Raw genomic sequence first — 24,037 nt, 5'->3', positions numbered from 1 at the left:
TTGTACAGCTTTAACAAACACCTTTAACTAGTTGATTTAAATACATTTTAAAAATAGAAATTCACCTGAAAAATCCGTTGGCACAGCCCTTGCTCAACCCCTTGGCATAGGGCTGCCCCACCCTGACGGTCAGGCAGCCATCCTTCCTACAAGAACAAGGCTGGAGGTGCCTGTGCTGGGCATGATGATGAATTTCAACCTGAGCATCACCGCGATCATGCGGCATGCCCTGACCGTGGCCGGCGACAGCGAGATCGTTTCGCTGCTGGCCGACGGCCGCAAACACCGTTACACCTACGCCGATGCCTACAGCCGCGCCCGACGCCTGGCGAACGTGCTGGATGCGCTGGCCTGCCCCGCCGATGCACGAATCGGCACGCTGGCCTGGAACGACTATCGCCATTTCGAGCTGCACTACGGCATCCCCTGCTCGGGGCGTATCTGCCACACCATCAACCCCAAGCTGTCGCCTGAGCAGGTGAGCTACATCATCCGTCATGCCGAAGACGATCTGCTGTTCGTCGACCCGCAGTTCATCCCATTGCTGGAAAGCCTGCAAGGCGAGCTGGGCAGCGTGCGCCATTACATCGCCCTGTGTGCCGCCGACGAACTGCCCGCCAGCAATCTGCCCAATCTGCTGAGCTACGAAGCGCTGCTGGACCGCGTCGATGATGCCTACGACTGGCCAGACCTCGACGAGCGCCGCGCCAGCGGGCTGTGTTACACCTCCGGCACCACCGGCCACCCCAAAGGTGTGCTGACCAGCCACCGCAGCACCGTGCTGCACGGCATGGCGCAGAACATGGCGGACAATGTCGGCTTGCGCGCCCTCGATGTGGTCATGCCGATGGTGCCGATGTTTCACGTCAACGCCTGGGGCATGCCGTACAACGCCGCCATGGTCGGCGCGCGGCTGGTGCTGCCCGGCCCGAGGGTGGGTGATGCCGCGGCGATGGTCGAGCTGATCAACGACGAGCAGGTCAGTTTCTCCCTCGGTGTGCCGACGCTGTGGTCGAACATTTCTCGCCATCTGGAAAGCGAAGGCGGTGAAATCCCTACCCTCAAGCGTGCCGTCAGCGGCGGCGCTGCCTGTCCTCTGGCCCTGATCGAAGCCATGGCCCGCCACGGCGTGGCGCTGGAAAACGGCTGGGGCATGACCGAACTGAGCCCGATGGGCAGCTACAACCGCCATCAACCCTGGTACGACGAACTGCTGGAGGCACCCCGCGCCCAGCAACTGCTCAAATCCGGCCGGGCCCTGTTCGGCGTCGAGATGCGCCTCGTTGACGAAGGCGGCTCCGTGCTGCCGCACAACGGCCAGATCGCCGGCGCCTTGCAGGTGCGCGGGCCGTGGGTGCGCAGCGGCTATTTCGGCCTGGACAGCAACGGCGACTGGTTCGACACCGGCGACGTGGCGACCATCGACGCCCGTGGTTACCTGCTGATCACCGACCGCATGAAGGACGTGATCAAGTCTGGCGGCGAATGGATCAGTTCGGTGGAAATCGAAAACGCGGTGATGGCCCACCCCGGCGTGGCCGAAGCGGCGGTGATCGGCATTCCGCACCCGCGCTGGAGCGAACGGCCGCTGCTGGTGATCGTCCCGCGCCAGCCGGGCAAGGCGCCCAGCCACGCCGCGCTGCTCGCCATCCTCCAGGGCAAGATCCCGAAATGGTGGATGCCGGACGCCAGCGAGGCGGTCGAGCAGTTGCCCCATACCGCCACCGGCAAGGTCAGCAAGAAGACCCTGCGCGAACAATTCAGCGACTACGCCTGGCGCTGAATCGCCGCTCTGCCAATTCCTTTGACTGGCCCGTCGCCGCGACGGGCCAACGGGCTTTCCTACAACAAAAACAACTGGAGGCACCATGAGCGACACCCCCGATTCCATCCGCGAACAGTACCGCAGGATCCGCGAAAACCCCGCGTTCAAGGCCGTCGTGCAGGCCCGCTCGCGGTTGAGCTGGCGCCTGAGTGGGCTGGTGCTGTGCGCCTATTTCGTGTTCATGGCGATTGCCGCCGGTGTGCCGGCGTTGCTGCATGCGCCGCTGTATCCGGGCAGCCACCTGAGCGTCGGCATTCCGCTCGCCAGTCTGCTGGTCGTCATCCCATGGCTGCTGACCGGCTGGTACGTGCACCGCGCCAACCGCCATTTCGACCGGCAGATCGCCGCGATTGCCGAGGAGTCACAGCCATGACCACTCCCGGCGCGATCAACTTCAGTGCCATTGGCATGTTCCTGCTGTTCGTCTCCATCACCCTGGTCATCACCGTCTGGGCCGCACGCCGGACCCGCTCGGCACGGGACTTCTACACCGCCGGCGGCGGCATCAGCGGCCTGCAGAACGGGCTGGCGATCGCCGGCGACTACATGTCGGCCTCGACCCTGCTCGGCCTGTCGAGCATGGTGTTCGCCAAGGGCTACGACGGCATCATCTACATGACCGGCTTCTTCATCGGCTGGCCGGTGCTGACCTTTCTGATGGCCGAGCGCCTGCGCAATCTGGGCCATTACACCTTCGCCGACATCGTCTCGTTCCGCCTCGATCCACGCCGTATCCGCGTGCTGGCGGCCTGCGGTTCGCTGACCGTGGTCAGTTGCTACCTGCTGCTGCAGATGGTTGGCGCCGGGCAGTTGATCAAGCTGCTGTTCGGCCTCGACTACCCGGTGGCCGTGGTGGTGGTCGGCCTGCTGATGCTGGTCTACGTGATCTTCGGCGGCATGCTGGCGACCACCTGGGTGCAGATCACCAAGGCCGTCCTTCTGCTGGCCGGCGGCACGGTGCTGATGATTCTGGCGCTGGCGCCATTCGGCTTCAGCCTGGAGACGCTGGCACAGCGGGCCGTGCAGGCACACAGCGCCGGTTGGGCGCTGATGGGCCCCGGCAGCATGCTCAGCCACCCGCTGAACGTGGCGTCCATGGCCATCGGTCTGGTGTTCGGTCTGGCCGGCCTGCCCCATGTGCTGATGCGTTTTTTCACCGTGCCCAACGCCCGTGAGGCGCGCAAGTCGGTGTTCTACGCCTCCGGCTTCATCGGTTTCTTCTTTTTGGTGGTGTGCGTGCTGGGCTTTGCCGCCATCGTCATCGTCGGCAGCGACCCGGCCTACTTCGTCGACGGCAAGCTCGGCGGCGCGTTGCTCGGCGGCAGCAACATGGTCGCCATGCACCTGGCCCAGGCGGTGGGCGGTAACCTGTTTCTCGGATTTCTCTCGGCGGTGGCCTTTGCCACCATCCTCGCCGTGGTCGCCGGTTTGACCCTGGCCGGCGCCTCGGTGATTTCCCACGACCTCTACGCGATGGTGATCAAACGCGGCAACGCCAGCGAAGCCCGGGAGATGCGCGTGTCGCGGGTCGCCGTGGCGGTACTGGGGTTGCTGGCGATGGCGCTGGGCATTCTGTTCGAGCAGGTCAACATCGCCTTTCTGGTTGGGCTGACCTTTGGCATTGCCGCGTCGGCCAACTTTCCGGTGCTGTTCATGGCCATGTACTGGCAAGGCCTGACCACCCGCGGCGCGATCTACGGCGGGCTGACCGGGCTGGTGTCGGCGCTGACCCTGGTGGTGCTGTCGCCGACCGTGTGGGTCACCGTACTCGGCCATGAGCGCGCCCTCTTCCCTTACGACCACCCGGCGCTGTTCTCCATGCCGTTGTCGTTCGCCGTGATCGTGCTGGTGTCGCGCTTCGACCGCAGCGCCCGAGCCGCGCAGGACCGCGCCGGTTTTGCCGATCAACTGGTCCGCGCTCAGACCGGCCTCGGGGTCGCCAGCGCGAACGCCCACTGACGTACACGCCACGCAAGCCGTGGCGGTTTTTTCTTGCTGTCGTTTTTCCTTTCCTGGGAGATTGTCATTCCATGCCTGACTACAAGGCCCCGCTGCGCGACATGCGCTTTCTGCTCAACGAAACATTCGACGCCCCTGCCCTCTGGCAACGGCTGCCGGCGCTTGCCGAGCGTATCGATGGCGACACCGCCGATGCCATTCTCGAAGAGGCAGCGAAGATCACCGGCGGCCTGATCGCCCCGCTCAACCGCAGCGGCGATGAACAGGGCGCGCAATGGCAGGACGGCAATGTCATCACTCCGGCCGGGTTCGCCGAGGCCTACGCCACCTACGCCGAAGGCGGCTGGGTGGGTCTGGCCGGCAACCCGGCGTTCGGCGGCATGGGCATGCCAAAGATGCTGTCGGTGCAATTCGAAGAAATGATGTACGCCGCCAACGCCAGTTTCGCCCTGTATTCGACGTTGTCGGCCGGCGCCTGCCTGGCCATCGATGCCCACGCCAGCGACGCGCTGAAAGCGAAATACCTGCCGGCCATGTACGCCGGGCAGTGGGCCGGCTCGATGTGCCTGACCGAGCCCCAGGCGGGCTCCGATCTGGGCCTGATCCGTACCCGCGCCGAGCCGCATGCAGACGGCAGCTACGCCATCAGTGGCACCAAGATCTTCATCACCGGCGGCGATCAGGACCTGACCGAAAACATCATCCACCTGGTGCTGGCCCGACTGCCCGACGCACCCGCCGGCTCGCGGGGTATTTCGCTGTTTCTGGTGCCGAAAGTGCTGGTCGACGAGCACGGCGCGCTGGCGGGTGCCAATGCCGTCAGCTGCGGCTCCATCGAGCACAAGATGGGCATCAAGGCTTCGGCCACCTGCGTGATGAACTTCGACGGCGCCCAGGGTTGGCTGATCGGCGAACCGGGCAAAGGCCTGTCGGCGATGTTCACCATGATGAACTACGAACGCCTGTCCATCGGCCTGCAAGGCATCGGCTGCGCCGACATGTCCGGTCAGACGGCGATGGCCTATGCCCGTGAGCGCCTGCAAAGCCGCGCAGCCGGCGGTGCTGTCGAGCCGCACAAGGCCGCCGACCCGATCATCGTCCACCCCGACGTACGGCGCATGTTGCTGACCATGAAGGCCCTGACCGAAGGCGGTCGTGCCTTCGCCACCTGGCTGGGGCAACTGTTGGATATCGGCAAATACAGCGACGACGCCCGGGAGCGTCAACGGGCGGAGAGCCTGGTGGCATTGCTCACGCCGGTAGCGAAGGCGTTTTTCACCGACACGGGCCTGGAAAGCTGCGTTCTCGGCCAGCAGGTGCTGGGCGGCCACGGCTATATCCGTGAGTGGGGCCAGGAGCAACTGGTGCGCGACGTGCGTATCGCACAGATCTACGAAGGCACCAACGGCATCCAGGCGCTGGACCTGATCGCGCGCAAGGTTCTGGGCAATGGCGGCGCGTCGCTGGCGTTGTTCGCCGAGGAGATTCGCGATTTCGCCAAAGGCGCAGACGACAGCTTCAGCGTCCGCCTGCTGCAGGCGCTCGATCAGCTGGAAAGCCTCACCGCCCACCTGCAACGCGCCGCCGCTGAAGACCCAACTGCACCGGGCGCGGCGTCGGTGGATTACCTGCACCTGTTCGGCTACACCGCCTACGCCTACATGTGGGCACGCATGGCACGGGCCGCCGAGGGCAAGGACGGCGATTTCTACACCGCCAAGCGTGCGACTGCGCGCTTCTACTTCAACCGCCTGCTGCCGCGCATCGAATCCCTGGCAATTGCAGCCCGGGCCGGGAGTGCGGATCTGTACGGGTTGATTGACTGAACACAGCCTGCCGCACGCCCTCTGTAGCGGTCCGGCTTGCCGGCTGTGGGCACTCTTGCTTTTGATTCTGGCCGAAGGCCGTGGGAGGGAGCTCTGCTCGCGAAGGCGTCGGCTCAGACAATGCTGTGGTGACTGATCCACCGCTTTCGCGAGCAGAGCTCCCTCCCACAGTTTTTGTACGAGACAGGCAAGCCGGACTGCTACGGACATTGCTGGCTGAATGCGGACAAACCGTGGGAGCGGGCTGGCCCGCGAAAGGGTTGTGCCAGTCACCCTGGTAGCGTCAGATAGAACGCATCGCGGGCAAGCCTCGCTCCCACAGGGCTTGTGGGCTGCTACGGAACGGTGGGCACTCTTGCTTTTGATTCTGGCCGCAGGCCGTGGGAGGGAGCTCTGCTCGCGAATGCGTCGGCTCAGACGATGCTGTGGTGACTGATCCACCGCTATCGCGAGCAGCACGCCCTCCCACAGGTTCTGTGATCTCCAGGCTGTTGACGGTGCGCTCTGGTTCAACAAACCCGCTGATAACGGTTGATCTGCGGCACGCCTTGCAACAGGTCGGCCGCCTGAGCGAGCGCCTGCTGCAGGTGCTCGGTCTGCCAGTGCAACGCTTCATCTTCCGCGCTACGCCAGATCTCGAACGAAGAAAACAGCAATGGATCATCCACCGCCTGCAGATAACCGTAATCCACACAGCCCGGCTCTTCCTGGGTCGCCCGGGTGAGTGCCGTCAGCAACCGCAGCATCGCCTCCAGCCCTTCGGGTTTGACTTTGAATACCGCCGCCACATGCAAAAAACTCGACATCGACAACACTCTCCTGATCGAGACATACGCCAACAGGCCGCGACCGGTTTCGGTGCAGCCCGAGGTGAATAAAGGGATAAAAACCGGCGGCCCGCTGCCTTGCGTGGAGGCAATACGGGCCGTCGGGATCGCTCGGTCGGCCAGATCAGGCCAGTGCTTTGACCACCAACTCGGCCACTGCCTTGCCCGACGCCGGATTCTGCCCGGTGACCACGCGCTGGTCGGCCACGGCGAATTCCAGCCACGGCTCGGCGGCCGACTTGTAGATGGCGCCGCGCTTGACCAGCTCGTCTTCGGTCAGATACGGCATGTACTGGTCCAGTTCGGCCAGTTTTTCCTCGTTGTTGGAGAAGCCGGTGACTTCCTTGCCCTTGATCAGCAGGTTGCCGTCTGCCAGCTTGATATTGAGCAGGCCGACCGCGCCATGACAGACCGACGACACCACACCGCCGTTTTCATAGATGTTGCGGCTGATCGCCTGCAGCTCGGTGTTGTCCGGGAAGTCCCAGACCACACCGTGACCACCGGCGTAGTAGATCGCCGCGTAGTCGGCAGGCTTGACCTGGGATGGCTTCAGCGTCGAGCCCAGACGCGCCATGAAGGCGTCGTCCTGATACCACTGCCAGTCGGTTTCATCGGCCATGGCCAGGCTGTGCGGATCGATGGGCGTGTAGCCGCCCTTGGGGCTGACGTAGTCGACCTGGTAACCCGCGGCTTGCACTTCCTTGACGAAATGCACCGCCTCGCCCAGCCACAGACCGGTGGCACGGGGAATCGTCGGGTATTTGGCAAAGCTGGTCAGCACTACCAGTATTTTCTTTTTCACAACACACCTCGTTCTGTCGGCGTTCAAATGTGCTGCCACCTTAGGCCCCGGTCGGCCACCCCGGTAGACCGATGCCCGGAACGGACCTTTTCATATATGGAACAGTCAGCCGATGTATGACCTGAACGAACTCTATCTCTATGCCCAGATCGTCGAACATCAGGGCATCGGCGCCGCCAGCGAAGCGCTGGGCATCCCCAAATCGCGGCTGAGCCGGCACTTGTCGGCGCTGGAAACCCGCCTCGGGGTACGGCTGATCACCCGTTCGACCCGGCAGTTCGTGGTGTCCGAGCTGGGCATGGAGTATTACCAGCATTGCCTGGCCATGCTGGCCTCGGCCGAGGCTGCGCAATCGGTGATCGAAAGCAACACCTCGGCGCCACGGGGCATCGTGCGCCTGGCCTGCCCCACGGCACTGCTGAACTTCCTCGTTGCCGGCATGATTTCGCGCTTCATGCAGCGCTATCCCCAAGTGGAGGTGCATGTGGAAAGCACCAACCGCACCGTCGACCCGCTGCGCGAGGGTTTTGACGTGGCGCTGCGGGTGGGTTTTCCGCCGTTCGACGACAGCGGCCTGACCATGAAAGTGCTGTCGCAGAGCCCGCAGGAACTGGTCGCCAGCCCGCGTCTGTTACAGCAACTGGGGTCGGCGCAGACCCTGGCCGATCTGCAGCGTTTCCCGAGCCTGTCCAATGGCCCCTGCACCCGGCATTACAGCTGGAGCCTGCAAGGACCGGAAGGCGTGCAGGCCAAGGTGCAATACACGCCGAGGCTGGTGACCGACGACATGATCACCCTGCGCCGGGTCGCCCTGGAGGACGGCGGCATCGTGCAGTTGCCCCGACTGGTGGTGTTCAAGGACCTGCGCAACGGCCTGCTCGCCCCGGTCCTGCCCGACTGGCGCCCCAAAGGCGGCGTGGTCCACGCCCTGTTCCCCTCCCGCCGCGGCCTGATGCCCGCCGTGCGCAAACTGTTGGACTTCCTCGCCGAGAGTTTTGGCGAACTGGACGTGGACAACCTCTACGGCAAATACGCCGCGCGCGGGTATGAGGATGCGTGTTTCCTGTATGAGTCGGCGGAGTGATTTCGCCATCGCCCCTGTGGGAGCGGGCTTGCCCGCGAAGACGTTGAGTCAGTCACCCTAGTAGCGTCAGATAAAACGCATCGCGGGCAAGCCACCCTCCCACAGGGTTTGTGGGCTGCTACTGAACGGTGGGCACTCTTGCTTTTGATTCTGGCCGCAGGCCGTGGGAGGGAGCTCTGCTCGCGAAAGCGTCGGTTCAGACAACACAGTGGTGACTGATCCACCGCCTTCGCGAGCAGGGCTCCCTCCCACAGGTTCCGTGATAGCCAACGGTTTTGGCGGTGTCCTCCGCATCCGTAGCAGCATGGCTTGCCAGCGGTGACACCCTCAAGATCGCCTCCGCCGGCAAGCCGGACTGCTACAGCCCATTGCGTGCCGCCCGCTTTTGACTCTGGCCGAAGGCCGTAGGAGCGGGCTTGCCCGCGAAGACGTTGAGTCAGTCACCCTAGTAGCGTCAGATAAAATGCATCGCGGGCAAGCCACCCTCCCACAGGGTTTGTGGGCTGCTACTGAACGGTGGGCACTCTTGCTTTTGATTCTGGCCGCAGGCCGTGGGAGGGAGCTCTGCTCGCGAAAGCGTCGGTTCAGACAACACAGTGGTGACTGATCCACCGCCTTCGCGAGCAGGGCTCCCTCCCACAGGTTCCGTGATAGCCAACGGTTTTGGCGGTGTCCTCCGCATCCGTAGCAGCATGGCTTGCCAGCGGTGACACCCTCAAGATCGCCTCCGCCGGCAAGCCGGACTGCTACAGCCCATTGCGTGCCATGCGCTATTGATTCTGGCCGCAGGCCGTGGGAGGGAGCTCTGCTCGCGAAAGCGTCGATTCAGACAACACAGTGGTGACTGATACACCGCCTTCGCGAGCAGGGCTCCCTCCCACCGGTTCCGTGATAGCCGATCGTTTTGCGGCATGCCACCGCACCCGCATCCGTAGGAGCGCGCTTGCCAGCGATAGCGATGCGCCGGTTGGACGACGGATGACCCGGCAGCCACCACTCACGCTCCACTATGCTTGGAGAGTCGCTTCGGAGGGGCCGCTCATGCACAGGATCGTGTTGCTGCTCGCACTGTTACTGGCTGCCTGCACCCATGAGCCGACAGACGAAGGTCTGAAAGTTTCGGACGACCACCACCTCAACGAGCCGAAGATCCAGTTTCTCGGGGTCGGCGGCTGGCTGCTGCACTGGCACGGTGAAAGCCTGCTGCTGGCCCCCTCTTTCAGCAACCCGGCTTCGCTGGGTATCCGTGGCCTTCCGCCCTTGACCGTGGAGGCCAATCACTCCGTGATCGATCGCCATATGCCGGACGCCTCGGACGTGCGCATGTTGCTGGTCGGTCACGCCCATTACGATCACTTGCTCGACGTCAGCCATGTCGTGCGCACCAAGGCCCCCAATGCCGTCGTCTACGGTTCGGAAACGGTGCGGCATATTCTCCAGGCCGAAGCACCGGATGCCGTCAGAACCGTCGTGCCCCGCCTCGCGCAGATCAGTTACCGCAAACAGCCTGGCTGGCGTGGCACCTGGTTCTATTCGTCTGGCGAGTACCTCACCGATGGCGATGACCCGAAACGTCTGAAAAACAGAATCCCGAAAGGCCGGATCCGCGCCATGCCGGTGGAAAGCATGCATGCCCCGCATTTATTCGGGCGCAACTTCCTGCCGGGCGCCTACGACGAGGACCTGACCGAAACACCCACCTCGATCTTCGACTGGAAGCTGGGGCACGTGACGCTGGCTTGGGTCATCGATCTGTTGAGCGACGACGGCAAGCCGGTCTACCGGATTCATTACCAGGACAGTGCCGCCGAGCCGCCGTGGGGCTTTCCACCGTTGATGGCCGACGGTCGCGGCTATGACGTGGAAATCCTCTGTGCCGCCAGTTGGGACAAGGTCAGCTACTACCCGACCGGCTTGCTGCGGGTCACGCGGCCGCGCATGGTGTTGCTCGGGCACTGGGAAAACTTCTTTGGCAACGACCTGGACAAGCCGGCGCGGACCATCCCGCTTCAGCGTTATCGCGGCCTGGTCGAAAAGCTTGCAGGCTACGATGCTCACGTGCCAGAGCCATTCTCCGAGGTGCAACTCCCCGCACCTGTCCCGTAGCGACAGTCGGCGGAGAAATGACCGTGTCGTTTCTGGAAACAACCGGACGGCACAACTACAGTTAGCCCCATTCAACGCTTAGCAGGCAGTCAGGCGCATACCTTGCCAGGGAGGGCAATCATGCCTTCGTTTCCAGCGGTTGAGTCGTCACTTCATGTTCTTCCCGTCTCCGGCAATCATCCTGCGGAGTGCTCATCTTGAGTCAGGCCATCGTCGTTCCCGGCCGGCCCGGCTTCAATGCGCTGCTCTGGTGGTTTCAGGGCCCTTCGGCCAATCTCGCCGACTATCGCTTCGAACTGGATGGCAAGCCGCTCAATCCGGTGCCGCGCATTCTCAATGTCGGTACGGTACTGGGGATGGTCACCGGCAAGGCTGGCGAGGTGGCGCAGCGTACCTTTCTGGCGGTCACTACCCACAATGACGGCGCCCCCGGAGCGCCCCATACACTGCGGGTGTTCTACAAAAACAGCCCCGGCAATCTGGCTTATTCACGAACGCTGCCGAGCACGGCCGACGGACTGAAGGTGGTGGTCGCCAGCTGTTATTACGACGGTAACAACCGGCTGCTGGCCAACGCGCCTTTGCCGCAGACCTATCTGAATATTCAAAATACTCCCCACGTCAAAGTGCTCAGCGGCGATCAGATCTATCTTGATCTGGAATTCTGGGGTCTGGTTCCAGCACCGCTGGACAACACCTGGCAGCGCTATGAGGAGCAATGGTACGAATCTCGTTTTCTGGCGTGGATGTCACGGGGGGGCAATCTGTGCATCGCCGACGATCACGAATTCTGGAACAACTACCCCAGCAGCCGTCGCGCCGGCATCCTGAGCGGCATCTTCAAGCGGCCACCTCAGGCGATTGCCGATGACATGAACCGTGCGTTCATGATTTATCAGGCGGTGCTCAATGCCGATCCGGATACGCTGGCCGCTGGTGGCCCGTTGACAGAGGAGGAGCTGCATTGCTTTGAATTCCCCGGAAAGCTTGCCCCCGCCAGCCTGAGCAAGACATTTTCCATGCTGGTGCTGGACACACGAACTCAACGCAGCGACCCACCGCCTGCTGGCGTCCAGACCGGGCAGTTCAGTGAACCGGCCTGGCTGGCAACCACCATCCAACGCGTCCAGCAGCGTGAAGCCCCCGTCCTGTTGGTGACATCGCAGTCAATGCTGGATAAAGGCGGCGACGCTACAGACAGCAATCTGAACGACTACAAGAGGCAATTCGACGCCCTGTGGCTCGCGCTTCTGAGTCGCAAACATTCAACCTTGCTGCTGACCGGAGATATTCACTGGAGTCGCGCTCAGCAAATCACGAAAGCCAACAGCGACCAGGACGTTCACGACTACGAAATCGTGTCCTCTGCGCTATCGCGCATCGCGTACGGTACCGGTCGCCCCCCCGAATCACCCAACAAGATCGAAGGTGGTGGCTCCACGATCAGGTTTGTCCGCACCGGCGAAACCTTCGCCAGCAACAACTACGCGATTCTGGAATTCGAAAACCACAGCTTCGGTCTGCGCTGCGTTGCCCGCTGGTGGATGATCGACGGCGACGGCAAACATATTCCGGTGGATACGGCAGAGACGCTGGGCAGCAACGCAAGGCAACAGATGTTCATCAACCTCGACCTGAGCTAGGAGCGTCCCATGAGCAATCGCCTCTTCTATTCGCCCCAGTACTTTGATGTCGAACCGTCAAAGCCGTCCGAGAAGCCCGAGCCGCCTGTCGATCTGAGCAAACGCTTCCAGAACAAGGACAACGCCGCCTTCCTCGCCGAGGTCGCCAAACAGCTGGCGAAGCTCAAGCCGGGCAAGGACGACCTGCCCCATCATGCCGCCGACGGTGAAATGGCCATCGGCCTGATCGGTTCGTATGGCCTGTTTGGCTATGGCCTCAGACGCAGCCAGGAAATCGTCCGCTTTGACCGTGGACCGTCCTACTGGAGCCATGCCTTTCTGTTCACCGGCGGCCTGCAGAACGACCCCAAGTTGCTGCGCGGCCCTGACAGCCCATGGTTGCTGGAATGCACCTTGCGACCGTCGGCCACGTTGAGCGATGCCCTCTATTCCGATGGCGTCATGCCCAGACGACTGGCCGAATATGCGCCGGCCGAATTCGACTGGCATCGCCTCGCCAGCGTCGCCAATTTTGCCGTGATCTCGCTGGGCCTGACTGCCGAAGAACGTGCCACCATCCGCAAGGTGGCGCTGGAACCGCAAAGGGCCCGGCAGCAGCTCGGCCTGGCCGCATTGGCCGGGCTGTGGTTTCACTACCTCAGCGACAAGGGCGAAGTGCGCAACCCGCTCACCGAAGGCCATCCCATGCATTCGGCGGCCTACGTGCAGATGGCCTATTCCGCTGCGGGTATCGACCTGGCCCCCAGCGCATCGCAAAACACTGTGGCGCCGGAATTCTTCTGGAGCCTGGCCAAGCACCTGCAACCCCTGAACCGCTACCGCCACCCGCAAACCAACGAGTTCGTGCAACGACCGCTGAAAATCTGGACCTGCATCCGCGACCCGTACTGCACCATGACCGGCACCGACGCTGCACAATCGCAAGCCCAGCCGCCGACGCTTGAGTCGATCATCAAGGGCTGACGGTTGATTCATCGATCAGGCGCTTGCACCCCGCAAGGCGAGCGCCCGGTGTTTTCAGATCTGCGCCGCTTTCACCCACAGGTGCGACACATCTCCTCACAAGCCCTCCCGCATCGCCGGGGCACGGTGTTACCTTGAAAATCCTCTGCTGAAACAAACAGATACTTTTCACCCACCCTCTGCAAAGGAATGCCTCCGGCAATGCACTTTCCATTCAAGCACCTGGCTGTCACCACATTGATGCTGACCAGCCTGTCGTCGTTCGCCACCCTCGCCCACGCCAACATCACCCCGCAACAGAGCGCGGCCATCGTCAAGTCGTTCAGTGCGGCCTCGGTCGGCGACTTCCGTCAGTTCCTCACCACGCTGGGCAAAACCGATGTGGCGCGGACCGCCAATCTTGCGCCGGCGATCAAGGGTTTCCTCGGCAACAAGACCCTTACCGTCGATCAGCAGAACGAGGTGTATCGACTGCTCGGTCTGTATGCCCGGGTGAAGTACGGCGCTGCGGCCACTGAAACCCTGCGTGAGCTGGTGGCGATTCCGACCTTCCGCGTCGACGGCGTGCCTCAGCACGAGAACCCCGAGTTCCTCAAGATCGCCGACATGATCAAAACCCTGGCGCAGACTTTCAACCTGAATTTCCGCAACGTCGACAACCGCGTCTACGAGATTTCCCTGCCGGGCAGCGGCAAGGAAGTGGTGGGTATCCATGCCCATGCCGACGTGGTGCCGGTAACACCGGAAAACTGGGTGTTGCAGGACGGCACCCGCCTCGACCCGTTCAAGGTCACGCTGATCGGCGACCGCATGTACGGCCGTGGCACCGAGGATGACAAGAACGGCATCGTCGTGGCGATGTACGCGATGAAGATCATCCATGACGAGAAGCTGCCGCTGGCGCGTAATTTCAAGCTGCTGATCGACACCACCGAAGAAACCTCGGGCGATGCCATCCCCTACTATTTCGAGCGCAACCCGACGCCGGACTACAACCTGGCGTTGGACGGCGGCTATCCGGTGGTGATCGCCGAAAAGGGCTACGGCACGGTCATGGCCAGCTTTGCCCGCCGCAATGGCGAGGGCAGCGGCGCGGAAATCATCTCGATGACCGGAGGCCTGGCCACCAACCAGATTCCGTCGAAGTCAGTCGCCACGCTGCTCAGCGACACACCGGCAGAACTGGCCGCCAGCCTGCAAAAAGCCGGTGCCGAGTACGTCAAACGCAACGGCGGCAATTTCGAGATCGCCGCCGAGGTGGCGGGCAAGGACGTGAAGCTGACCGTGACCGGCGTGTCGGCCCACTCCTCCGAGCCGCAATCGGGGGTCAACCCGGTGGCGCGCATGCTCGACTTCATCAATGGTCTCGACGGTCAGGTTGCGCTCAAGCACAACCACATCACTGACGCCGCGCGCTACGCCGCCGACAATTGGGGCCTGGATTACCTGGGCGGCAAACTGGGCGTGGGCTTCGCCGATGACTTCATGGGGCCGCTGACCACTTCGCTGACCTACGTCGCCCTGGATGACAAGGTGTTCAAGCTGGCGGTCAACCTGCGCGTGCCCAAGGGCAAGTCGCCGGACACGCTGAAGGCCGAGATCGCTGGCAAACTGGAGGCCTGGAGCAAGCAGACCCACATCGCGCCGACGTTTGATTATTCGATTGCCGAACCGATGTACCGCAATCCCAACGGCGAATGGGTCAAGGCGCTGCTGGCCGTGGCCACTGAAAACCTCGGCATGGCGCACACGTTCGGCACGTCCGCCGGCGCCACCTCGGTGCATGAGCTGCCCAACGGCGTGCAATTCGGGCTGGCGATGCCCAACGTCAAGTACACCGGCCATAACGACAACGAGTTCAAGACCACCGGGCAGTTCCTGCTGGACCTGCAGATCGTCACCGAGATGATGGCCCGCGTCGGTCAGTTGCCGAAGCTCTGAGTCTCTTCCGGGCCCGCTGTACAGAGGGCCCATCGCCGCTCGGCCTGTGCCGGTCGAGCGGCTATCCATCCTCCGTCGCCACTGTGCGTCCGCTCCAGACCGCCTCGACGACAACCTGAACGGGTACGGATGTTGCTCGGATGAGCGGGCGCTTTTCGTCGGCCGCCGGTGCAAACCGACAAACCGGCGACTATGACTTATGTGCTTCCTGCATGGGCCATTCCCAAACGACATAAGCTGGCGTTTTTGCGGCATGGTAGTCTCAGCGCACTTTTGAAAATGACCAGAAATCAGGTAAGTCCATGTCCAGAATGTCCCACACCGCTTTGCGGCGTAGTTTCAGAGCCCTGCTCACTTCACAGTCGTGCTATGAAACCGCCTCCGTGTTTGACCCCATGTCCGCCCGCATCGCCGCGGATCTCGGGTTTGAAGTCGGCATTCTCGGTGGTTCTGTGGCCTCTCTGCAGGTATTGGCTGCGCCGGACTTTGCCCTGATCACCCTGAGCGAGTTCGTCGAGCAGGCCACCCGGATTGGCCGCGTTGCCCAGCTGCCGTTCATTGCCGACGCCGACCATGGCTACGGCAACGCGCTGAACGTCATGCGCACCGTGGAAGAACTGGAACGTGCCGGCGTCGCCGCGCTGACCATTGAAGACACCCTGCTGCCGGCGCAGTTCGGCCGCAAATCCACCGACCTGATCTCCATCGAGGAAGGCATCGGCAAGGTCAAGGCGGCGCTGGAAGCGCGGATCGATCCGGAGCTGGCGATCATCGCCCGCACCAATGCCGGCGTGCTGCCGGTCGAGGACATCATCGAACGCACCAAGGCCTACGAGAAAGCCGGCGCGGACGGTATCTGCATCGTCGGCATCAAGGACTTCGAACACCTTGAGCAGATTTCCGCCAACCTGACCGTCCCGTTGATGCTGGTGACCTACGGCAACCCGAAGCTCTCCGACCAGAAACGTCTGGCCGATCTGGGTGTGCGTATTGTGGTAAAGGGCCATGCTGCCTATTTCGCCGCAATCAAGGCGACCTACGACAGCCTCCGGGCGCAGCGCCAGGTGACCCACAGCACCGAGAACCTCAGTGCCACGGAACTCACCCACACCTACACCCAGCCGCAGGACTACGTGGCCTGGGCCGAAGAATTCATGGATGTGAAGGAATAATCAGCCTCGGCTGATACCGGAGCGTTCGCTGCCAGGCGACGCTCCGCACCCCCGCCTCTTACACGCAGTCCTTGGCCGCCTGGCCAAAACCGGAAGTCAGCAGGCTGCGCTCATAAATGAACACCTTGCCACCGCTTGAAGCCTTGTAGGCTTCGATGACGTTATCGGCTGCCACCGAACTCGACACGGTGATCCGGTAATGCCGCTGGGCCTGGGACAGCACCGGGGTCAGATGACGGTCCTGCAGCTTGGGCACCACACAGGCGGTGTACTGCTCGGGCGACTTTTTCGTTTCCAGCGTCTGGGTCGGTTCGTTCGGCGCGGTCGCGCAACCGGCCAGAAGCGCGGTAGAGATCAGGGCGGTGACAGCCAGTAATTGGCGCATGTGCGGTTCCGTCATCAGGATTTTCGATATCGGCCATTCTCCATTTCAGGCGCCATAACAGAACTTGAAACGCGTGATGCTGACTATCGACAACAACAATGATGGATTCGGTTCCAGCGTCGACGTCCTTAAACGGGTGGGTGGGCACCTTCCGGTTTTGATTCTGGCCGCAGGCCCTGGGAGGGAGCGCGCTTGTCCGCGATCAACTGTAGGAGCTGGCTTGCCCTGCGACCGGCGACGCAGTCGTCGTAAAACCTGTGTCCTTGGTTTGTCTGATACTCCGCTGAGTCTGCTAACGCAGCCCTGTTTCGCCTGGCGGCGAGTTACTTGGAAGAGCCCCAAGTAACCAAGGGCTCTTATCCCCGCCATACGGCACCTCGCTAATGCTCGGTGTACCCTCACTCCGGCGACGCTCCGTGGGCCCGCCGCGAATGGGCCATCCATGGCCCACGCGGCTCTCGCGACATCCTGTCGCTCGGCCCACTGCGCATCGCCTGCGTTTGGCCTTCTGGGACGGGGCCCCAAGATCAAAAGCCAGATCAAAAACCAGATCAAAAGCCGGCGATACACACACTCTCTGTGGGAGCGGGCTCGCCCGCGAAGGCGTCCTCAAGATCACCACCGCCGGCAAGCCGGGCTGCTACGGGTCGGTGATCACACTCTGCTTTGCTTCTGGCCGCAGGCCGTGGGAGGGAGCCCTGCTCGCGAAAGCGTCAGTTCAGACGGCATCATGGGCCTGGGCTGCCTGGGTCAGGTCTTCGGTCATGCGCAGCTCGACACCGGTGGGCGAATACTGCGCAGCAGCGGCAAACGGTGCAGCGGCGACGGGGACCGGGTGCTCACGACGACGCCAGACGAAAAACGCCACCAGCGCCAGATTGATCACGGCAAACGCCCAGAACAAGCCGGACGGCCCACCCCAGCTCATGACCGGCGAAATCGCCAGCGGGCTGATGGCCGAGCCGAGCGAGTTGATCAGCAGCAGACCCTGGATCATCCGCACCAGCGCCCCGGACGGCGCGCTGTCGGCGGCGTGACTGACAGCCACCGGATACACGGCGAAAACACCGCCGCCCAGCAGGAACATCACCACCAGCATCGGCCAGCCCGACGGCGGCAACAGCAAGGCCACAACCGACAGCACTGCGCATACAGCACCGAGGTAGATCAACACGGTCTGCCGGTCCTTGCGGTCCGACCAGCGCCCTACCGGGTACTGCAGCACCATCGCGCCGAAGATCACCGCCGCCATCATGTGGCCGACTTCAGTCACGCTCAGCCCGACCCGTTGCAGGTACAGCGGCAGCAGCGTGTAGACCGCCGCAATCGCGACACCCGAACCGAAACAGCCCATCACGCCGGTCGGGGTGATGCGCAGCAACTGGCCCGGGTGCAACGGCTCGGCGCGCTCGACCAGCGGCGTGACCTTGGGGATCATCACGATCGGCACCAGCGACAACGAAGCCAGCATCGCAGCGATGGTGAACGGTACCGTCTCGCCCGCCCCCATCACCGTGCCCAGGCTCATCTGCCCCAACAGGCCCGCGCCGTACAGCGCAATCATGTACAGCGCCAGCAAACGCCCGCGAATCTTCGGCTCGGCCACCAGCAACAGCCAGCTTTCCACCACCAGGTACACGCCGACGCTGGCCCAGCCACCGATCAGGCGCAGCCCGAACCAGATCCACGGGTCGCTGCTCATGCCTTGCAGGGAAATGGTCACTGCAATCAATGCGGCGAAACAGCTGTAGGCACGAATGTGGCCAATACGCGCGATCAGCCGCTCGTTGAAAATCGAGCCCAGGGTCAGGCCAATGAAATAGGCCGACGACACCACGCCGACCATCTCCGCAGAAAACCCCATGGCATCCAGACGCAGCGTGGTCAGCGACGACATCAACGCGCTGCCGATGCTGATGATGAACAGACCCAATAGCGGTGCCAGCGCCATCGCCAACAATTGCACAGACATAAAAACCTCAAGTGATCGAACAGACAGGCGTTGCAGGCGGGGCATTGTTGGAATTGTCGGCGGGCAAACGCGGGGGCGCGCATCTTAACGGGCAAGATCGCGCGGTAAAAGACGGCAGCAGCAGGACGTTCGGCACATGTTCAGCGAAAAATATCGGCACGCAGGTGGCGACAAGGCCGCTCAGTTGTCAGGGCTCAGATTGGCTGTCTGTTCCTGCTTCACCAGCGCGACCTGGAGAAAGTCGATGAATGCCCGCACCCGCGCATTCAGCGCCGATTGTTCGGTGACGCAGGCATAGATGTGCATCGGCACCGGTTCTGCCCATGCGGCGCTGCTTTTGTCCGGCTCGAACAAAGGCAGCAACTGTCCACTGTCGATGAAAGGCCGGGCCACAAAGTCTGCGAGCCGGGCGATACCGCCGCCGTTGACGGCGATCTGGGCAATGGTGTCAATGTCGTCGCAGATGAAGCCCGGTTGGGTTTTCGCCTCGAAACGCTGGCCATCGCGCACGAACGCCCACGGCAAGAAACGCCCGTCCGTGGGGTAACGCAGCACCAGACAGGCGTGCTGTTGCAGCTCTTCCGGCGCGGCCGGTACGCCGGCACGGTCGAGGTAATCCGGTGACGCACAGAACACGAAGGGTCGTGAGGCGATGCGCCGGGCGATCAGTTGATCGCTCAACTGCGCTTCGATACGGATGCTCACGTCAATGCCTTCCAGGCGGTGATCGACCCGCCGCTCGGTGCTGACCAGTTCGATGTCGATCCGCGGATAAGCCTGCTTGAACGCGGGCAGCAGCGGCGCCAGCACATGACGGCCGAACGCCCGGTTGGTGGCGATACACAGACGCCCTTGGGGAGTAGTCGCGATGGCGGCGGCCTGGGAGGCGAGATCGATGTCCCGGGGGATATGTCGCACCTTCTCGTAGTAACGCGCGCCGCTTTCGGTCACCGCCATAGTGCGCGTGGTGCGCGACAGCAAACGCACGCCCAGGTGGGTTTCGAGACGGCCGATGCTCTGGCTGACGGCCGCGGCGCTCATGCCCTGAGCACGGGCGGCTGCGGCGATGCTGCCGTGTTCGACCACGCGGATGTAGGTGTTGATCAGTCCCAGGATGTCCATTGAGCCTCGGCCTATTCGTTGATTTTTCTTAATAGTGATTTAAGCCAAGCCTGTCTACCGACCGGGTTGGCGCGTTGGTAGGTTAGCCACTCTTTCTTGCGGCCACTGGCCAGGGGGTGACTCAATGACTGACACAAACCTGTTGAAAACTGCCCGTTTTCGTTTTCCCAAGCACACCACGCCTTATGTGTTTGCGCTGTATATGGCAACGATCATGGCGTTTCTGATGTGTCTGGTGATCACGTTCGCGGAGTTTGGTCTGGACGAACATTACCTGAAGAATGTGATTAATGCTTACCGTGTGGCGATGCCTTCGGCGTTTGTCTGTGTGTTGGTCGTCAGGCCGATCGTGGCACGGTTGGTGGCGTGGTCGGTGCGGGGCCATTGATTCAATCGCCTCCAGCACGTTACGCGATCCCTTGTAGGAGCTGGCTTGCCCTGCGACCGGCGACGCAGTCGTCGTAAAACCTGTGTCCTTGGCTTGTCTGACACTCCGCCGAGTCTGCTAACGCAGCCCTGTTTCGCCTACGGCGAGTTACGCGGTCCCTTGTAGGAGCTGGCTTGCCCTGCGACCGGCGACGCAGTCGTCGTAAATCCTGTGCACTCTGTTTGTCTGGCATGACGCCTTTAGCTGCTAACGCAGCTTGGTTTCGCCTGACGGCGAGTTACTTGGAAAAGCCCCAAGTAACCAAGGGCTCTTATCCCCGCCATACGGCATCTCGCCTAGGCTCGATGTGCCCGCACTCCGGCAATGCTCCGTGGGCACGCCGCGAATGGGCCATCCATGGCCCACTCGGCTCTCGCGGCATCCATGCCGCTCGGCGCCACTGCGCATCGCCTGCGTTCGGCCTTCTGGAACGGGGCCCCAACATCAAAAGCCAGATCAAAAGCCGGCGAAACACACACTTCCTGTGGGAGCGGGCTTGGTCTGGGCCGCACTCGGACGAAGGCGTCCTTGAAATCGCCACCGCCAGCAAGCCGGACTGCTACGGGTTTAGGCGGCCTACTGAAGCCTGCCTGCCCCCTGAATAACTGTGGGAGCGAATTCATTCGCGATGCGGTGTTCCCGACGATGGTTTCGTGTCGCCTGGTTGATTATCGCGAATGAATTCGCTCCCACGGTAGACCGGTGCTACAGGGCGGTGTGCGCTGCTGCTTTTGACTCTGGCCGAAGGCCGTGGGAGGGAGCTCTGCTCGCGATAGCGTCAGTCCAGACACTGCTGCGTCAACTGACCCACCGTCATCGCGAGCAGAGCTCCCTCCCACAAAAACAAACCTCAGCGCTCGCCCTGTAGCCGTCCGGCTCGCCAACGTTGACGCCAGCAAGCCGGGCAAAGCCCTCTTTCACCCCGCCAAAGCCTGCTCCAACACCACTTCCAACGGGTGGCGCAGTTGTTTGTCGGCCATGCGTTTGACCTGGCTGCGGCAGGAGTAGCCGGTGGCCAGAGCTTCATGCTCCTTGTCCAGTTTGCCGGCCCAGGATTGTTCAAAGATGGTCTTCGAGGTTTCCTGGTTGCGCGACTCGTGGCCGTAGGTGCCGGACATGCCGCAGCAGCCGGTGGCTTCGGTGACCAGTTTCAGGCCCAGGCGGGCGAAGACTTTTTCCCATTGGCCGCTGCTGGCCGGGGCGTTGGTTTTTTCCGTGCAGTGGGCCATCAGGCGGAAGGTCCGGGTCGCCGGCTGGCTCTGTTCCGGCAGCACGTCGATCAGCCATTCCTGTGGCAACAGCACGTTCGGCGCGGCGTCGAGGCCCGGGACTTTCTGGTACTCCTGGCGGTAAACCAGAGTCATCGCCGGATCGAGGCCCACCAGCGGCACGTCACAATCGGCCAGCGCCTTGAGCTGCTTCGCATTGCGGATCGCCGCTTTGGCGAACGCACCGAGGAAGCCCTGCACATGCAGCGGTTTGCCGTTGGCACTGTACGGGGCGAGAAACACGCGATAACCCAGTTGATGCGCCAGCTGAATGAAGGACGCCAGCAGCGGCGTCTCGAAATAACGGGTGAAGGCGTCCTGCACCAGCACCACGCTGCGGGCGCGCTGCTCCGCGCTCAGTTCGCGCAGGGCCGGTACGCTGGCGACGCCGACGTTGCAGGCGCGCAGCGTGGCTTGCAGGTTGTAGCGGTGAATCAGCGGGCTGTCCTGCATGCCGACATGCCGCTCCATCAGGCCGCTGACCCACTTCGAACCCATCACCGCGTTGTACAGCCCCGGCGCATGGGCCAGGTACGGGATGGTGAATTCCAGCGAACCGATCAGGTAATCACGCAGCGGGCGCTGATAACGACCGTGGTACAGCTCCAGGAAACGCGAACGGAATTCCGGCACGTTGACCTTGATCGGGCACTGCCCCGCGCAGGATTTGCAGGCCAGGCAACCGGCCATGGCGTCGTAGACCTCATGGGAGAAGTCCGCCTCGCCACGGGAACGCTTCAGGTTGTTGCGCAGTCGCGCCGGCAGCCCTTTCAGCCACGAGGCCTTGCCGCGTGCGGCTTCGAGCACGTCGATATTGGCCGCACCCTGCAGGCGCAACCACTCGCGAATCAGCGAAGCGCGGCCTTTCGGCGAGTGCTGACGTTCGCGGGTGGCTTTCCACGACGGGCACATGGCGTCGTTCGGGTCGAAGTTGTAGCAGGCGCCGTTGCCGTTGCAGTGCACCGCGCTGCCGAAGCTTTGCCAGACGCGCTCGTCGATCTGCCGGTCGAGGTCGCCTCGCAGGGTCACTTCGTTGACCTTGAGCAGGCCTTCGGCAGCATTCGGCGGCGTGCAGATCTTGCCAGGGTTGAGCTGGTTGTGCGGATCGAACGCGCCCTTGAGCGATTGCAGCGCCGGGTACAGTTCGCCGAAGAACGCCGGCACGTATTCGGAACGCAGGCCCTTGCCGTGTTCGCCCCACAGCAAGCCGCCGTAACGCTGGGTCAGCTCGGCGACCGCATCGGAAATCGGCTTGACCAGCGCGGCCTGGGCCGGGTCTTTCATGTCCAGCGCCGGACGCACGTGCAGCACGCCCGCGTCGACGTGGCCGAACATGCCGTAGGCCAGGCCGTGGCCATCGAGCAAGGCGCGGAATTCGGCAATGTAATCGGCCAGTTGTTCCGGAGGCACGGCGGTGTCTTCCACGAACGGCTGCGGACGGATTTCGCCCTCAACGTTGCCCAGCAGGCCCACCGAACGCTTGCGCATGGTGTAGACCTTGTTCACCGCCGCCGCGCCTTCGGCCAGGGTATGGCCCAGACGCTCGACGCCTTTGTCGGTTTGCAGGTGCGAGACGAACGCCGCGACGCGTGCGTTCACTTCCTCGACGTCATCGCCGCTGAACTCCACCAGGTTGATGCCCAGGGTCGGACGCTCGGCATCGGCCGGGAAGTACTCGGCGACGCTGTGCCAGACGATGTCTTTCATCGCCAGCATCAGCACCTTGGAATCCACGGTTTCAATGGACAACGGCTTGTGCGCCAGCAAGGCGTTGGCGTCACGCAGGGCGTCCATGAAGCTGGAATAACGCACGTTGACCAGCACCGAATATTTCGGAATCGGCAGCACATTGAGCTTGGCTTCGACGATGTACCCCAGCGAACCCTCGGCGCCGCACAGCACGCTGTTGAGGTTGAAACGGCCCTGCTCGTCGCGCAGGTGCGCCAGGTCGTAACCGGTCAGGCAGCGGTTGAGTTTGGGGAAAATCGACTCGATCAGTTCGGCCTGGGTTTCCTGGATCTGCCGCGCGGTACGGTACACCTCGCCGATCCGGCCGTTCTGGGCGCAGGCGGCGTCCAGCTGTTCATCGGAGATCGGCTGCGTGTGCAGACGCTCGCCGCCAAGCAGCACGCTGTGCAGTTCCAGCACGTGGTCGCGGGTCTTGCCGTAGGTGCAACTGCCCTGCCCGCTGGCGTCGGTGTTGATCATGCCGCCGACAGTGGCGCGGTTGGAGGTCGACAGTTCCGGCGCGAAGAACAGCCCGTGGGGCTTGAGCGCGGCGTTGAGCTGGTCCTTGACCACCCCGGCCTGGACCCGTACCCAACGCTCTTCGGCATTGATTTCAAGGATGGTGTTCATGTGCCGCGACAGGTCGACGACGATGCCGTCGGTCAGCGACTGGCCGTTGGTGCCGGTGCCGCCGCCGCGCGGGGTCAGCTTGATCTGGCGAAAGCGCGGCTCGGCCATCAGCGTGGCGATGCGCGCCACATCATCGGCATCCCGCGGAAACACCGCCGCCTGCGGCAAACGCTGATAGATCGAGTTATCGGTCGCCAGTACCGTACGGGTGGCGTAGTCGGCGCTGATCTGGCCGCGGAAACCGCTGGCAGCGAGCGCGTCGAGAAATTCTGGGTAACCGGCCGCAGGGGTGGCGGCAGGCAGTTGGGCAATCATCATCGGATGGCCTCTTGTCGGTCTGATCACGGAAAAAGC

17 protein-coding genes are annotated in these 24,037 nt (G+C 62.8%); 11 read left to right on the top strand and 6 right to left on the bottom strand.

Annotated elements, in window-relative coordinates; genetic code table 11:
* Positions 1-181: 181 nt before the first annotated feature.
* The 4 genes from ACIPL0_RS23250 to ACIPL0_RS23235 all read left to right on the top strand — a co-directional run bounded on the left by ACIPL0_RS23250 (position 182) and on the right by ACIPL0_RS23235 (position 5,610).
* Positions 182-1,783, top strand: coding sequence for a long-chain fatty acid--CoA ligase (locus tag ACIPL0_RS23250; RefSeq protein ID WP_400599648.1), 1,602 nt, complete (start codon positions 182-184; stop codon positions 1,781-1,783).
* A gap of 85 nt (positions 1,784-1,868) precedes the next feature.
* Positions 1,869-2,198 carry a DUF485 domain-containing protein gene (locus ACIPL0_RS23245; RefSeq protein ID WP_400599649.1) on the top strand — a complete coding sequence of 110 codons (330 nt, stop codon included), beginning with the start codon at positions 1,869-1,871 and terminating at the stop codon, positions 2,196-2,198.
* Positions 2,195-3,784, top strand: a complete 1,590-nt coding sequence (gene actP / locus ACIPL0_RS23240; RefSeq protein ID WP_400599650.1) for a cation/acetate symporter ActP — start codon at positions 2,195-2,197, stop codon at positions 3,782-3,784. The genes ACIPL0_RS23245 and actP overlap by 4 nt, the downstream gene beginning before the upstream one ends.
* A 71-nt stretch (positions 3,785-3,855) precedes the next feature.
* Entirely contained in the window at positions 3,856-5,610 is a 1,755-nt protein-coding gene (locus tag ACIPL0_RS23235) for an acyl-CoA dehydrogenase C-terminal domain-containing protein (protein ID WP_400599651.1), read from the top strand.
* Between the two features lie 509 nt (positions 5,611-6,119).
* On the opposite strand, the gene ACIPL0_RS23230 is transcribed toward ACIPL0_RS23235, so the two are convergent.
* Positions 6,120-6,416, bottom strand: a complete 297-nt coding sequence (locus tag ACIPL0_RS23230) for a putative quinol monooxygenase (protein WP_400599652.1) — start codon at positions 6,414-6,416, stop codon at positions 6,120-6,122.
* Positions 6,417-6,561: 145 nt separating this feature from the next.
* A complete protein-coding gene (locus tag ACIPL0_RS23225; RefSeq protein ID WP_400599654.1) occupies positions 6,562-7,242 on the bottom strand; it encodes a type 1 glutamine amidotransferase domain-containing protein in 681 nt (226 codons plus the stop codon).
* 112 nt (positions 7,243-7,354) lie between these two features.
* Between ACIPL0_RS23225 and ACIPL0_RS23220 the strand changes: the two genes are divergently transcribed.
* The 6 genes from ACIPL0_RS23220 to ACIPL0_RS23195 all read left to right on the top strand — a co-directional run bounded on the left by ACIPL0_RS23220 (position 7,355) and on the right by ACIPL0_RS23195 (position 16,151).
* A complete protein-coding gene (locus tag ACIPL0_RS23220) occupies positions 7,355-8,326 on the top strand; it encodes a LysR substrate-binding domain-containing protein (RefSeq protein WP_400599656.1) in 972 nt (323 codons plus the stop codon).
* 1,041 nt (positions 8,327-9,367) lie between these two features.
* A complete protein-coding gene (locus ACIPL0_RS23215) occupies positions 9,368-10,432 on the top strand; it encodes an MBL fold metallo-hydrolase (RefSeq protein ID WP_400599657.1) in 1,065 nt (354 codons plus the stop codon).
* A 197-nt stretch (positions 10,433-10,629) separates the two neighbouring features.
* Positions 10,630-12,075: a hypothetical protein gene (locus tag ACIPL0_RS23210; protein WP_400599658.1), complete on the top strand. Its 1,446-nt coding sequence runs from the start codon at positions 10,630-10,632 to the stop codon at positions 12,073-12,075.
* Between the two features lie 9 nt (positions 12,076-12,084).
* Entirely contained in the window at positions 12,085-13,038 is a 954-nt protein-coding gene (locus ACIPL0_RS23205; RefSeq protein WP_400599659.1) for a hypothetical protein, read from the top strand.
* A gap of 201 nt (positions 13,039-13,239) precedes the next feature.
* Entirely contained in the window at positions 13,240-14,979 is a 1,740-nt protein-coding gene (locus tag ACIPL0_RS23200; RefSeq protein ID WP_400599660.1) for a dipeptidase, read from the top strand.
* A 302-nt stretch (positions 14,980-15,281) separates the two neighbouring features.
* Complete coding sequence (locus ACIPL0_RS23195) at positions 15,282-16,151, top strand: oxaloacetate decarboxylase (RefSeq protein WP_400599661.1); 870 nt, start codon at positions 15,282-15,284, stop codon at positions 16,149-16,151.
* A 58-nt stretch (positions 16,152-16,209) separates the two neighbouring features.
* On the opposite strand, the gene ACIPL0_RS23190 is transcribed toward ACIPL0_RS23195, so the two are convergent.
* The 3 genes from ACIPL0_RS23190 to ACIPL0_RS23180 form a co-directional block, all read right to left on the bottom strand.
* Positions 16,210-16,536 carry a hypothetical protein gene (locus tag ACIPL0_RS23190; protein ID WP_400599662.1) on the bottom strand — a complete coding sequence of 109 codons (327 nt, stop codon included), beginning with the start codon at positions 16,534-16,536 and terminating at the stop codon, positions 16,210-16,212.
* A 718-nt stretch (positions 16,537-17,254) separates the two neighbouring features.
* Positions 17,255-18,508, bottom strand: coding sequence for an MFS transporter (locus ACIPL0_RS23185; RefSeq protein ID WP_400599663.1), 1,254 nt, complete (start codon positions 18,506-18,508; stop codon positions 17,255-17,257).
* Positions 18,509-18,688: 180 nt separating this feature from the next.
* Positions 18,689-19,630, bottom strand: a complete 942-nt coding sequence (locus tag ACIPL0_RS23180; RefSeq protein ID WP_400599664.1) for a LysR family transcriptional regulator — start codon at positions 19,628-19,630, stop codon at positions 18,689-18,691.
* 124 nt (positions 19,631-19,754) lie between these two features.
* Here ACIPL0_RS23180 and ACIPL0_RS23175 point away from each other — a divergent pair, with 124 nt between their 5' ends.
* Positions 19,755-20,018, top strand: a complete 264-nt coding sequence (locus ACIPL0_RS23175) for a DUF2798 domain-containing protein (protein WP_400599665.1) — start codon at positions 19,755-19,757, stop codon at positions 20,016-20,018.
* Positions 20,019-20,974: 956 nt separating this feature from the next.
* On the opposite strand, the gene ACIPL0_RS23170 is transcribed toward ACIPL0_RS23175, so the two are convergent.
* A complete protein-coding gene (locus tag ACIPL0_RS23170) occupies positions 20,975-23,998 on the bottom strand; it encodes an FAD-binding and (Fe-S)-binding domain-containing protein (protein WP_400599765.1) in 3,024 nt (1,007 codons plus the stop codon).
* Between the last annotated feature and the right edge of the window lie 39 nt (positions 23,999-24,037).

The organism is Pseudomonas sp. NPDC090208 (assembly GCF_044746785.1).
GTDB lineage: Bacteria > Pseudomonadota > Gammaproteobacteria > Pseudomonadales > Pseudomonadaceae > Aquipseudomonas.
The sequence above is the reverse complement of the archived record's forward strand: the minus strand, read 5'-3'. Positions and strand labels throughout refer to the sequence as shown.

Excerpts from the sequence above, each read along its gene's own strand:
- ACIPL0_RS23250 (WP_400599648.1), top strand. The coding sequence starts at position 182 with ATGATGATGAATTTCAACCTGAGCATCACCGCGATCATGCGGCATGCC.
- ACIPL0_RS23245 (WP_400599649.1), top strand. The coding sequence starts at position 1,869 with ATGAGCGACACCCCCGATTCCATCCGCGAACAGTACCGCAGGATCCGC.
- actP (WP_400599650.1), top strand. The coding sequence starts at position 2,195 with ATGACCACTCCCGGCGCGATCAACTTCAGTGCCATTGGCATGTTCCTG.
- ACIPL0_RS23235 (WP_400599651.1), top strand. The coding sequence starts at position 3,856 with ATGCCTGACTACAAGGCCCCGCTGCGCGACATGCGCTTTCTGCTCAAC.
- ACIPL0_RS23230 (WP_400599652.1), bottom strand. The coding sequence starts at position 6,416 with ATGTCGAGTTTTTTGCATGTGGCGGCGGTATTCAAAGTCAAACCCGAA.
- ACIPL0_RS23220 (WP_400599656.1), top strand. The coding sequence starts at position 7,355 with ATGTATGACCTGAACGAACTCTATCTCTATGCCCAGATCGTCGAACAT.
- ACIPL0_RS23215 (WP_400599657.1), top strand. The coding sequence starts at position 9,368 with ATGCACAGGATCGTGTTGCTGCTCGCACTGTTACTGGCTGCCTGCACC.
- ACIPL0_RS23205 (WP_400599659.1), top strand. The coding sequence starts at position 12,085 with ATGAGCAATCGCCTCTTCTATTCGCCCCAGTACTTTGATGTCGAACCG.
- ACIPL0_RS23200 (WP_400599660.1), top strand. The coding sequence starts at position 13,240 with ATGCACTTTCCATTCAAGCACCTGGCTGTCACCACATTGATGCTGACC.
- ACIPL0_RS23195 (WP_400599661.1), top strand. The coding sequence starts at position 15,282 with ATGTCCAGAATGTCCCACACCGCTTTGCGGCGTAGTTTCAGAGCCCTG.
- ACIPL0_RS23190 (WP_400599662.1), bottom strand. The coding sequence starts at position 16,536 with ATGCGCCAATTACTGGCTGTCACCGCCCTGATCTCTACCGCGCTTCTG.
- ACIPL0_RS23185 (WP_400599663.1), bottom strand. The coding sequence starts at position 18,508 with ATGTCTGTGCAATTGTTGGCGATGGCGCTGGCACCGCTATTGGGTCTG.
- ACIPL0_RS23180 (WP_400599664.1), bottom strand. The coding sequence starts at position 19,630 with ATGGACATCCTGGGACTGATCAACACCTACATCCGCGTGGTCGAACAC.
- ACIPL0_RS23175 (WP_400599665.1), top strand. The coding sequence starts at position 19,755 with ATGACTGACACAAACCTGTTGAAAACTGCCCGTTTTCGTTTTCCCAAG.
- ACIPL0_RS23170 (WP_400599765.1), bottom strand. The coding sequence starts at position 23,998 with ATGATTGCCCAACTGCCTGCCGCCACCCCTGCGGCCGGTTACCCAGAA.